We start from the raw sequence: 12,758 nt of genomic DNA, 5'->3' as shown, positions 1-12,758 counted from the left end.
GAGGTGAGTTATATGACAAAGCTGGATCGCCACAACAAGATATTAAAAATCATCAAAGAGAAAGATATTGAGAATCAAGAGGAATTAGTCAATGAATTGCAAAAAGAAGGATTCATTGTGACTCAAGCCACCATATCGAGAGATATAAAGGAACTGAAGTTAGTAAAGATATTAAGCAGCGATGGGAAAAGATACAAATACTCCACCAGGGATGTAAATGAGAATATAACATTGGATAAATTTTTATCGCTTTTATCTAAAGTAATTGTAGATGTAGATTATTCAGGCAATATAATTGCAATTAAAACGTTGTCTGGTGCTGCATCAAGTGCCGCTGAAGCAATTGATGAATTAAACTGGAGTGAAATCGTAGGCACTATTGCAGGAAATAATACTATTTTTGTGCTTGTCGACAAAGATGATAATGTAAAAGAAGTAATCGATAGATTAAAAAAAATAGTCGATACGCAAATGGGGGAAAATATTAAAAAATTAAGTTGATGTTAAAAACAACATAGGAGGCAATATTAGATGAATGTATTCAGAAAGAAGTCGGCAGATCAATTGCTTGAGACTGCTGAGAAGACGAATTTAAACAAAAAACTCACTGCTATTGATTTGGCTGCATTGGCCATTGGTTCTGTCGTTGGAACAGGAGTGTTTGTGTCAACTGGCGAAGGTGCTTTAAAAGCGGGTCCAGCAGTGATTATCTCGTATATAATTGGTGGTGTGACGGCTGTTTTGGCTGCTTTTATATTTGCTGAGTTGGTTACAATGTTTCCGGTAGCTGGCAGCACATATACTTATTCTTATGTTGCTTTTGGTGAAATAGTTGCTTGGATAATAGGATGGGATTTACTTTTGGAATATCTTATATCTGCAAGCGCTGTGGCATCAGGATGGTCCGGCACGTTTATCGGATTTTTAAAAACCCTTGGCATAACATTGCCTAAAGTCATAACTACACCTCCAATTTCTGGCGGCATCATGGATTTGCCTGCAATTTTGATTACTGCGTTTGTAACATGGATTTTGTACGTTGGCGTAAGGGAAAGTGCCACTGTAAATAATTTGATAGTTCTTTTGAAGATTGCTGTCATAGGATTGTTTGTATTTTTAGGATTTAGCCACATTAAGATGGCCAATTTTACTCCATTTGCACCGTATGGATTTAAAGGGATAATGACTGCAGCAGCTATCATATTTTTTGCATATGTAGGCTTTGATGCTGTTTCTACTGCAGCGGAGGAAACGAAAAATCCCACAAGAGATGTTCCTTTAGGACTTATGGTGGCTGTAGTATTGATTCTTGTTATATACATGGCGGTTGCCATCACATTGGTTGGGATGGTACCTTTCAAACACATAGATCCAAACAATGCGCTTCCTGGTGCACTTTTAAGTGTGGGGATTAACTGGGGTTCTGCACTGGTTGCTACAGGTGCTATTGTAGGCATGGTTTCGACGCTTTTAGTGACTTTGTATGGTCAGATAAGGATTTTTATGGTGATGGCACGTGATGGCCTTTTGCCAGAGGTTTTTTCAAGGGTTCATCCAAAGTACAAAACTCCTCACATAAATACATTGATTACATGTGTTTTGACTGCTATTATTGCGGGATTTCTTCCATTAGATGAAATAATTGAGCTTACAAACATCGGCACATTGAGCGCTTTTATCATTGTATCAATTGGTATATTGGTTCTAAGAGTAAAGATGCCAAATGCTGAAAGGAAGTTTAAAGTGCCTTTCGTGTGGATTGTAGCGCCTCTTACGATGATATTTAGCTTGTACCTTATCATCAATCTTCCAATGGTGACACTTGCGAGATTTGTAATATGGATGATAGTAGGCCTAATCATTTATTTCGCGTACAGCAGATATCACAGCACTTTAAATGTAAGATAAGATCATTAAAAATCAAATTTTTCTGAACAAGAATAACCGGGCTTAAAACCTGGTTATTTTTTTGTAAAAAATTCGAATTAATATTTTATGCAGTGAATGTATAAAAGTTTGTATAGGTTTGTATATTTTGTAACAAGTAGCGACATTAAAAGACATTTATGAATAAAAATCAATCAGTATGCAAGTAAAAATTCATATTTTTTTATAAAAATCGGATAAATACATAAATTTCAGAGAATATACGCATATTTAAGAGGTAAACCGTTATTTCTCTCAGAGAAAACCATATCATATAAAATTAAAATATTTTAAGATTATTGCTGTTTTATTGGATGAGCGTTTTAGATGTATAATTGCGGTGAACAGATGATGATAAATAAATTTAGAAATGGAGGTAGCAATATGGAATCCTGTGTCAGTATCGATTCTTTGAGCATAAACGTCTATTCAGAAATAGGCGTATTAAAAAAAGTTTTACTACACAGACCTGGAAAAGAAATTGAAAATTTAGTTCCAGACTATTTGGGAAGGCTTTTGTTTGATGATATACCATATCTCAAAGTTGCCCAACAAGAACACGATAAATTTTCAGATGTATTGCGAGAAAATGGAGTAGAGGTAGTGTACGTTGAAAATTTGATAGCAGACGTCTTAAACGACGATGATATCAAAAACGAGTTCATTGAAGAATTTTTGAATGAAAGTGGCATAATTTTACCTGTTTTAAAGGATGCATTGAAAGAATACCTTCTTAGCATGGACACAGAAGAAATGATTGACACGATAATTGCTGGAATACGAAAAGATGACGTAAGGCTTAAAAAGGTCAATTCTCTTACAGGCATAATTAAAGATGATTACCCATTTTATCTTGATCCGATGCCAAATCTATACTTTACCAGAGATATCGGCGCTTCAATTGGAAATGGCCTTTCTATAAGCAGAATGAAAACTGAAGCCAGAAGGAGAGAAACACTTTTTATAAAGTACATTCATAAATATCATGATCTCTTTAAGGATGCGAATATTCCTCTTTGGTATGACAGGACAATGCCTTTTTCCATCGAAGGTGGGGATGAGCTTATATTATCAGATGAAGTGATGGCAATAGGATGTAGCGAAAGGACATCGTCGGAAGCAATTGAGATATTAGCTAAAAATTTATTAAATGGCAAAACAAGCTTCAAAAAAATATTAGTATTTGAAATTCCAAAAGCCCGTTCTTTCATGCATTTGGATACCGTATTTACAATGGTTGATTACGACAAATTTACAATACATTCAGGCATACAGGGAAATCTCAATGTCTATGAAATTTCAAGCGGAAGTGACGGTGCACTTAAATACAGGAATGATACTAATTCACTTGAAAACATTTTAAGCAACGCATTAGGATTGGATTATGTCGAGCTTATAAAATGCGGTGGCGGTGATCCAATAATCTCAGGTAGAGAGCAATGGAATGATGGATCTAATACGCTGGCAATAGCGCCTGGTGTCGTCGTAACATACGAAAGAAATTATGTGTCTAACGAATTGTTGGAGAAAAGAGGTATAAAGGTTCTCAGAATACCAAGTGCAGAGCTTTCAAGGGGTAGAGGCGGCCCAAGATGCATGAGTATGCCTCTTGTTAGAGAAAATTTAAGATAAAAACTAAAAGATTTGAGGAGGAATTATTATGCCAATAAACTTAAAAGGAAGAAGCTTTTTAACACTTAAAGATTTTACAACAGAAGAAATAAGGTATTTGCTGGATCTCTCACACGATCTGAAAGCAAAAAAGAGAAAGGGACTAAAAGATAAACTTCTTGATGGGAAAAATATTGTCCTCTTGTTTGAAAAGACATCTACAAGGACAAGATGTGCGTTTGAAGTGGCTGCATTAGATGAAGGAGCACATGTGACATATTTGGATATGAACAGTTCTCAGATGGGTAAGAAAGAATCGCTGGAAGATACTGCAAAGGTTCTTGGCAGATTCTATGATGGAATCGAGTATAGAGGCTTTGCGCAAAAGGTTGTTGAAGATCTTGCGAAATATTCTGGGGTTCCTGTGTTTAATGGGCTTACAGATGTAGATCATCCTACACAAATACTGGCAGATATGCTTACAATTGAAGAGCATGTAGCAAAACCACTTAACAAAGTGAAAATAGTTTTTGTAGGTGATACAAGAAATAACATGTCTTATGCATGGCTTTATGGTTGTGCAAAAATGGGAATGCATTTTGTGGCATACGGACCTAAAGAGCTGTGGCCAGAAAGTTCTGTTCTTGATGAGGTAAATAAAATTGCAGAGGAAACTGGCGCTATACTTGAAGTTACGGATGATATTGAAAAAATTAAAGGTGCTGATGTCATATATACAGATATATGGGCTTCAATGGGCGAAGAAGATAAACTGGCTGACAGAGTAAAACTTCTTACACCTTTTAGAGTTGATATGGATATGTTAAAAGCTACACAAAATCCAGAAGTCATATTCATGCATTGCTTACCATCTTTCCATGATTTTGAGACGACAATGGCTAAGAATGCAAAAGAGAAAATGAATCTGGATATTAGAGAAGTTACTGATGAAGTTTTCAGAAGCAAACATTCAGTTGTTTTTGATGAAGCCGAGAATAGAATGCACACAATTAAAGCAGTGATGGTTGCTACTCTATGATGCATCTTACAATGGGCTAGGTTACAAACCTATCCCATTGTAAAAATAAATGTATAGGAGGGGAATGTATGGAAGGTAGTGTTGGGAAGCAAAAAAAGTTGGGGCTGATGCTTTTAATAGCATTGGGCGTGGGTTCGATGATTGGTGGAGGTATATTCAATAGCCCTACTGATCTTATTGGTGTATCAAATCCGCAGTCAGCACTTATTGCGTGGCTGATTGGCGGCATTGGTGTAGTTTCGTTGGCGCTGGTGTTTCAGATGCTGGCAAATAAAAGACCAAGTTTGACAGGTGGTATTTATTCTTATGCAAGAGCAGGCTTTGGAGAATTTGTAGGATTTAATTCTGCATGGGGTTACTGGTTAAGTGCTTGGCTTGGTAACGTTGCATTTTTGGTTTTGCTTTTTAAAACATTTAATAGCTTGCTTGGAAAAGGGCATGAGTTAAAACCAGTAGTTACTTTCATAGTTGCTTCAATTTTGCTTTGGATAATACATTATATCATTACAAGAGGAATTAAAGATGCTGGTGTCGTAAATGCGATTGTAACAGTTGCAAAGCTGCTTCCGTTGATTTTAGTTATCATATTTGGATTGATAGTTTTCAAGGTTCCAATTTTTAATGTACACAACTGGACCACGACACTTGCATCCGATGGCAGTGCAAGCAGCTTAATAGGACAGATAAAAGGTGCCATGGGAACCATATTGTGGTGCTTCATAGGCGTCGAAGCTGCAACAGTATTGTCTGAAAGAGCTGAATCTCAAAAAATAGTAGGTAAAGCAACAGTTTTAAGCATCTTGATTACACTTTTGATTTACATGCTTATATCCACAATTGCAATGGGCGTTGTGCCTGCAAAGGTTTTAGCAAAAGCCAGCACTCCATTGGCAAATGTGCTTGAAGCCACTATATTAGGAGGCGCTGGTGGAGTTATCGTAAAGCTTGGCCTTATAGTATCACTTTTAGGCGCGACTTTAAGCTGGATATTGTTAGCTGCAGAAATCCCTTACGTAGCGGCAAAAGATGGGGTTATGCCTAAGTGGTTTTCCAGAGAAAATAAAAACGGAGTGCCGATAAATTCACTTATTTTGACTAATGTGTTAACACAAATGTTTTTGGTATCATTGCTATCTGATAAATTACAATCTGCATACTATACATTGTATTATATGGCAACTACATTGATACTTATACCATATCTTTTTTCAGCACTGTTTTCTTTAAAAGTATGCAATGAAGACAAATCTATAGTCGTTGATACGGTAATTTCTTTGATAGCCACTGTATATTCTTTGTACGTGATTTATGCTGTAGGCATATCCTACTTAGGTCTCGCATTCATTATGTATGCAATAGGTATAATTCCTTACTATATTGCTAAAAGAGAAAGAGGAGAAAAAGTCAGTAAAGCTGAAGTCATATCTATGGCGATAATGGTTTTAATAGCGATTATCATGATTTATGAAGTTGCGACAGGAAAAATAACACCGTAGAGAGGAGAAAGTAACATGGCAAGAATCGTTGTAGCACTTGGAGGAAATGCACTTCAAGAAAATCCAAAAGATACATCTGCAGAAGCACAGCTTAAGACAGCACATAGCACTGCAAAAGCAATTGTAGATCTTATAGAAGATGGACATGAGGTTATCATTTCTCATGGCAATGGACCGCAGGTAGGACAAATTGTATCAACGTATGAAACCGCTAATTCTGTAAATAAAAATATACCTGTTATGCCTTTTCCTGAATGCGGTGCATTCAGTCAAGGTTACATTGGATACCACCTGCAACAGGCGATTAGAGACGAGATGATAAAAAGAGGAATCAATAAAGACGTTGCGTCTGTGGTTACACAGGTGGTGGTTGATAAAGATGATCCAGGTTTTAAGAATCCGACAAAACCTGTAGGTTCATTCTTTACTGAAGAACAGGCTAAAAAATTAATGGAAGAGAAAGGATATGTAATGAAAGAAGATGCTGGCAGAGGTTATAGGAGAGTTGTCGCATCACCAATGCCGAAAAAGATCGTTGAAGAGCAATTGATAAAAACGATTGTCAATGCAGGACATGTGGTTATTGCGGTAGGCGGTGGCGGCGTGCCAGTAATTGAAAATGAAGATGGAAGCTTGAAAGGCGTTCCAGCAGTTATAGATAAGGATCTGGCCTCTGAAAAATTAGCTGAAATTTTAAATGCGGATATTCTCATGATACTTACGGCTGTAGAACAAGTTGCGATAAACTTTAACAAGCCAGACCAAAAGAATTTATCGCTGTTGACGGTAGAGGAAGCCAAAAGATATATAGAAGAAGGACATTTTGCAGAAGGCTCAATGTTGCCTAAGGTCAAAGCGGCAATAATGTTTGCAGAGTCTAAGGCAGGACGAAAATCGATAATAGCATCGTTAAGCAAAGCGAAATTAGCAGTGATGGGCATAAGTGGAACTTCCATAATCTTAAGTCCTGTCGCTGAAAGAAAACTTGCTAATTTAAAAGCTTAAAAGATTTAAAGTGCTGTGGATACTTATAAAGGTGGTTTTTATAATGATGGCTTATAATCAAAAGGCTTTAAGGCAATCTAAGATAATCGAGATAATAAGAGAAAAGGAAATAATAAACCAAAAACAGCTTATAGAGGAGCTTAAGTTAAATAAAATTATAGCCACACAATCGACGATTTCTCAGGACATTAAAGAGCTAAGGTTGATAAAAGTTCCAAGCACTGATATGAAATCATATAAATATGCTTTTAATGAAGACTGCAGTCTTCCTAAAAACAATTTTTTAAAATCAATAGTCGATATTAAATGTAATGGAAATATCATTGTCATAAAGACATTGTCTGGAGCGGCATCTGCCGTAGCCGAGATGATAGATCTATTAAAATGCGATGATATCGTTGGCTCTGTAGCTGGCGACAATACAATTTTTATATTGGTAAGAAAAGCGGGCAGTACAGTTGTTAAAGAGATTTTCAAAAGCGAAATGACAAATTAAAATATTAAGGCGGATTTATCCGCCTTAATATTTTACTATATTGAAAAACTTAAGCTTGAATCCATATTTCTAAAGGGTTAGAATATAATTAATAAATAATACATAATTAATTATATGTATACTATTTGAAAGGAATGAATTCTTTTATGGATAAGCTTAAAGTAGCTGTATTGTTTGGGGGGCAGTCTGGAGAGCATGAAGTATCAAGGGTTTCAGCCACTTCTATAATTAACAATATAGATAGAGAAAAGTACGAAGTTTACATGGTAGGCATAACGAAAAAAGGTCAATGGTATTTATACAGCGGTGATGTTGACAAAATCGCCACAGGTGAATGGGAAAAAGAAGCTGTGCCTGCTTTGATAGGGCCTTCCACTATGTACAAGGGGATAATTGCATTTAAAGACGGGAGCTATGAATTTTATCCGATTGATGTGGTTTTTCCGGTTTTGCATGGCCCCAATGGAGAAGATGGAACAGTACAGGGTCTTTTAGAACTTCTTGAGATGCCGTATGTTGGGCCTAATGTGCTTTCATCATCATTGTGCATGGATAAAGTCTTTTCAAAGAGGATATTCTTAGAGTCTGGCATACCAACTCCAAAATTTACGGTTGTATACAGAAAAGATCTAAATGACGTAGATAAACATGACAAGATAAGAAGCGAAATAACACAAAAGATTGGATATCCTTGCTTTGTAAAACCTGCAAATATGGGTTCAAGTGTAGGGATAACAAAAGTTCACAATGAAGGTGAGCTAATTGATGCCTTGAAAATTGCAGCAAAGTATGATAGAAAGATTATTGTAGAAGAAGGCATTGATGCAAGGGAGATTGAGTGCTCTGTCTTAGGCAATGACAATCCTGAAGCGTCTGTCGCTGGTGAGATTGTTCCAGCACATGAATTTTACGATTATGATGCAAAGTATTTTGATGAAGCATCGAAACTTTTCATTCCAGCGCCTATACCTGATGCTAAGATGGAGGAGATAAGAGATTTAGCAATAAAAGCGTATATGGCATTGGACGTGAGAGGAATGGCCAGGGTAGATTTTCTGATGGACAAAAATACAGGTAAAGTCTACTTGAATGAGCTAAATACGATCCCGGGATTTACGCAAATCAGCATGTACCCTAAGCTTTGGGAGGCATCAGGAAAACCATACAGCAAACTGATTGATGAGCTTATACAATTGGCTTTATCTGCATACAATGAAAAATGTACAAACTGGTAAAGGGGAGTTTAGCTTGAAAAAAGCTTTGATTACAGTTAAAGGCACACAGAAGAATGCTCAAAATGAGACAGATACGATAGAGCTTATTACAGAGGGTGAATTTTTGAAAAAAGGTGAATACTACTATATAAAGTACGATGAATCGGAACTTTCCGGTTTAGACAAGACGACTACTACATTGAAAGTTGGCCAAGATTCAGTAATATTAATGAGATTTGGAGACAATCAATCAAAGATGGTATTTGAAAAGAACACGAGGCATGAATCAAACTATGTGACACCTTATGGCAATATAATGCTTGGCGTAAAATCTGATGAAATCAAAGTAAATTTGACGGAAAATGGTGGAGAGTTGAAACTCAAATATGCCATTGATTTAGATAAAAGAGTATTAAGCGATAATGAACTACATTTAACGGTGCGGGAGGTTAATTGATTTGGATAATATCGTACAAAAGGTAAAAAATGAGATAACTGAAATGGTGATGAACTCTATAGAGGAAGCTAAAAAGAATGGTCTTTTAAATATTGAAGAAATTCCATCAGTGGAAATAGAGGAGCCTAAAGAAAAACAATTTGGAGATTTAGCTATAAACACAGCTATGATAATGGCGAAATCTGCAAAGATGCCGCCAAGAAAGATCGCTGAGATAATTAAAGATGGGCTTAAACTTGAAGGCACCATGATTGAAAAAGTAGAGATAGCTGGTCCAGGGTTTATGAATTTTTACTTGAATGATGATTATAACGTTGAAGCATTGATGCTTATAAAAGAGAAAGGCTCAGATTATGGCAGAGTGAATATTGGAAATGGCAAGAGAGTGCAAGTAGAATTTGTATCAGCAAATCCAACTGGACCTATGCACATGGGCAATGCCAGAGGTGGTGCATTAGGCGATGCGCTTTCATCTATATTGGACTACGCAGGATACGATGTCACGAGAGAGTTTTACATAAACGATGCAGGCAATCAGATAGAAAAATTTGGATTATCATTGGAAGCACGCTATTTGCAATTATTGGGTGTAGAAGCAGAAGTACCTGAGGGCGGTTATCACGGCGACGATATAATTGAAAGAGCAAAAGAATTTTTAGAACTATACGGTGACAAGTATAAGGATGCAGATCCTGAAGAAAGGAGAAAAGCATTAATACAGTATGGACTTAAAAAGAACATAGCTAAACTTAAAGAGGACCTTGAAGCGTACGGGATAGAGTACGACGTATGGTTTTCTGAAAATACACTGCATGAAAGCGGTGAAGTAGAATCAGTCATAGAAGAACTTAAGGAAAAAGGCTATACGTATGAAAAAGATGGTGCTCTTTGGTTTAAAGAGACGCTTTTTGGCGCTGAAAAAGACGATGTATTAGTAAGGGCTAATGGCTTTCCTACATATTTAGCATCTGATATAGCCTACCACAAGAATAAATTTGTAACTCGTGGCTTTGATTGGGTCATCGATATATGGGGCGCCGATCATCATGGACATGTGGCACCGATGAAAGGCGCCATGAAAGCACTGGGTATTGACCCTGATAGGCTTGATGTGCTTTTGATGCAGCTTGTAAGACTTATGAAAGGCAAAGAAGTAGTGAGGATGTCAAAAAGGACAGGCAAGATGGTGACATTGAGAGACTTGATTGATGAAGTCGGCAAAGACGCCGCGAGATTTTTCTTTAACATGCGTTCGGCAGACAGCGCTGTTGACTTTGATATGGACTTAGCCGTTGAGCAGTCAAATGAAAATCCAGTTTTTTACGTTCAATACGCCCATGCCAGAATATGTTCTATATTGAGGCAATTAAAGGAAGATGGGATTGATACAGACAATTTAAAAGAAGTCAACTTAAAATTGTTGAGTGAAGATACAGAGATTAGTTTGATTAAAAAACTGGCATATTTGCCTGAAGAAATTACAATAGCAGCAAATACCATGGCTCCTCACAGAATCACGCGGTATATACTCGACGTAGCATCACTGTTTCACACTTTTTACAATAGCTGCAGGGTGAGAGGTGTTGATGAAGAACTGATGAAAGCAAGGATAGTTTTAATCGATGCTACAAGAATTGTAATAAAGAATGTGCTTGACATGCTGAAGATAACGGCACCAGAGAAAATGTAAAGGCGGATTATCCGCCTAATATTTTTATGGAGGAGTATTTATGAAAGGCGTAGAATTTATTTTAGAACTTTTATATGTCGTTCTTATTGGCGGTGGACTATTATTAGGCTTTCAGGTGAATCATTTATTCTTCATAATGCCTTTTGTAGGCATTGTCATCATGATAATTGTGAATAGAGTCCAGCAAAATAAGATCAGGAAAAAGATAAAAGAAGAAATAGAAAAAAACTGGGGAATTGAAAGAGAAGAAAAACGAAACTTTGAATCAATACGAAGGCTTTGGGATGAAATAAAAAAGGATGAAGTTCACAAAATGGATGTAGATGATATCACCTGGAATGATCTTGATATGGATTTTATCTTTGGAAAGCTTGATCATACAATGTCAATTGCAGGACAACAATATTTATATTCGCTTTTTAGATGTCCTTTGTTTGATGAGGAAGAATTAAAAAAGCGGGATGCTGCAATTGAAGGATTTATGGAAAATAAAAATTATGCCATGTCTGTGCAGTGCCGATTGCATAGGATTGGCAAAAAATACGATGTGGATATTTTGAACTATCTAATGCAAGGAATAAAAATAAATCAAAATCCGATTTCCACATATTATATTTTACAAATGTTATCTATATTAGTTGTTTTGTCTCCAATCATTATTGCTTTTACACATGCGTTTGGGATACTTTTGATAATTGGACTTGTTATGATAAATGGAATGATTTATACAAATACTAAAAACAAACTGTTGGAAGGCATAATCGTCTTTGAATATATGTCAAAAATTTTAAAATCTGCAAATGAGATAATAAAGATGATGGATAAAGGACAGATTTATGATTTATCCACATTGAAATCTGCTTTTTTTAAGGTAAAGAAGATCTATAATAATATAAAATGGATAGAAAATTTTGAAAGGGCTTCATCAGGTGGCGACCCTACAGGAATTTTTACATTTATAAATGTTTTGTTTCTTGTGGAAGTGAAAAGTTTCTATAGATCCATCAATTTGATTAACAAATATAAAGATGAATTGTTTACTGTATATGTTGAGCTTGGAAAGTTGGATGCGTATATAGCTTTGGCTTCATATAAAAGTAGTTTGAAGTATTATACAAAACCAGTATTAGATAAGGATTTGCCATATCATTTTAAAGCAGTCGATATATATCATCCATTGTTAAGAGATCCCGTACCTAATTCATTAGAGGTTGCAGGCAGAGGTGTATTGTTGACAGGTTCAAATGCGTCGGGCAAATCGACATTTTTAAAGACGGTAGGTATAAATGCCATATTTGCTCAGACATTTTATACTGTCCTTGCAAAAGATTATTCATCAAGTTTTTTTAATGTAATGACATCTATTGGGACATTGGACAATATAATTGGCGGTGATAGCTATTTTATGGTTGAAGCAAAATCTTTAAAAAGGATAATTGATGTTACAGGGGGAGAAGTGCCAGTCCTATGCATACTGGATGAAATCTTTAGGGGAACTAATACGGCAGAAAGAGTAAGTGCAGCTTGCGAAGTCCTCAAATATCTCGCAAACAAAAATTGCTTTGTCGTAGCTGCGACTCACGACATGGAGCTTACGAGTTTGGCAAAAGACATATACGATAATTACCATTTTGAAGAAGAAGTAGATGATAATGATGTGCGATTTAATTATCTTTTACAAAAAGGGCCTTCAAGAAGCAGAAATGCAATAAAGATATTAAGACTATTAGGCTATCCGGAGGAAATTTATGATAAAGCCATGAATCGTGCCAATGATATTAATATAGGACAAGATAATGTGTTATAATATGGCATAGGAGGTGT

At 36.1% G+C, this 12,758-nt stretch carries 11 protein-coding genes; all 11 read left to right on the top strand.

Going from position 1 to position 12,758, the window contains the following annotated elements; genetic code table 11:
- Positions 1-12 precede the first annotated feature (12 nt).
- The 11 genes from BVF91_RS05390 (at position 13) to BVF91_RS05340 (ending at position 12,741) form a co-directional block, all read left to right on the top strand.
- A complete protein-coding gene (locus tag BVF91_RS05390) occupies positions 13-501 on the top strand; it encodes an arginine repressor (protein ID WP_085112454.1) in 489 nt (162 codons plus the stop codon).
- 30 nt (positions 502-531) lie between these two features.
- On the top strand, positions 532-1,908 hold the full coding sequence (locus tag BVF91_RS05385; protein WP_085112453.1) for an amino acid permease: 1,377 nt from the start codon (positions 532-534) through the stop codon (positions 1,906-1,908).
- Positions 1,909-2,310: 402 nt separating this feature from the next.
- Complete coding sequence (arcA, locus tag BVF91_RS05380) at positions 2,311-3,558, top strand: arginine deiminase (protein WP_085112452.1); 1,248 nt, start codon at positions 2,311-2,313, stop codon at positions 3,556-3,558.
- A 28-nt stretch (positions 3,559-3,586) separates the two neighbouring features.
- Entirely contained in the window at positions 3,587-4,576 is a 990-nt protein-coding gene (gene argF / locus BVF91_RS05375; RefSeq protein ID WP_085112451.1) for an ornithine carbamoyltransferase, read from the top strand.
- Between the two features lie 68 nt (positions 4,577-4,644).
- On the top strand, positions 4,645-6,072 hold the full coding sequence (locus BVF91_RS05370) for a basic amino acid/polyamine antiporter (RefSeq protein WP_085112450.1): 1,428 nt from the start codon (positions 4,645-4,647) through the stop codon (positions 6,070-6,072).
- A gap of 15 nt (positions 6,073-6,087) precedes the next feature.
- Positions 6,088-7,077, top strand: coding sequence for a carbamate kinase (gene arcC, locus BVF91_RS05365; protein ID WP_085112449.1), 990 nt, complete (start codon positions 6,088-6,090; stop codon positions 7,075-7,077).
- A 43-nt stretch (positions 7,078-7,120) separates the two neighbouring features.
- Positions 7,121-7,573, top strand: a complete 453-nt coding sequence (locus BVF91_RS05360) for an arginine repressor (RefSeq protein ID WP_085112448.1) — start codon at positions 7,121-7,123, stop codon at positions 7,571-7,573.
- Positions 7,574-7,719: 146 nt separating this feature from the next.
- Positions 7,720-8,808 carry a D-alanine--D-alanine ligase family protein gene (locus BVF91_RS05355; RefSeq protein ID WP_085112447.1) on the top strand — a complete coding sequence of 363 codons (1,089 nt, stop codon included), beginning with the start codon at positions 7,720-7,722 and terminating at the stop codon, positions 8,806-8,808.
- 13 nt (positions 8,809-8,821) lie between these two features.
- Positions 8,822-9,244: a YwiB family protein gene (locus tag BVF91_RS05350; protein ID WP_085112446.1), complete on the top strand. Its 423-nt coding sequence runs from the start codon at positions 8,822-8,824 to the stop codon at positions 9,242-9,244.
- Between the two features lies 1 nt (position 9,245).
- Complete coding sequence (gene argS / locus BVF91_RS05345; RefSeq protein WP_085112445.1) at positions 9,246-10,934, top strand: arginine--tRNA ligase; 1,689 nt, start codon at positions 9,246-9,248, stop codon at positions 10,932-10,934.
- A gap of 40 nt (positions 10,935-10,974) precedes the next feature.
- Positions 10,975-12,741 (top strand): MutS-related protein, encoded by a 1,767-nt coding sequence (locus BVF91_RS05340; RefSeq protein WP_085112444.1) that lies wholly within the window; start codon positions 10,975-10,977, stop codon positions 12,739-12,741.
- Positions 12,742-12,758 lie beyond the last annotated feature (17 nt).

The sequence above is a fragment of the Thermoanaerobacterium sp. PSU-2 genome, from assembly GCF_002102475.1.
GTDB lineage: Bacteria > Bacillota > Thermoanaerobacteria > Thermoanaerobacterales > Thermoanaerobacteraceae > Thermoanaerobacterium.
Note: the sequence above shows the minus strand (reverse complement) of the source record. Positions and strands in the feature narration are given on the sequence as shown.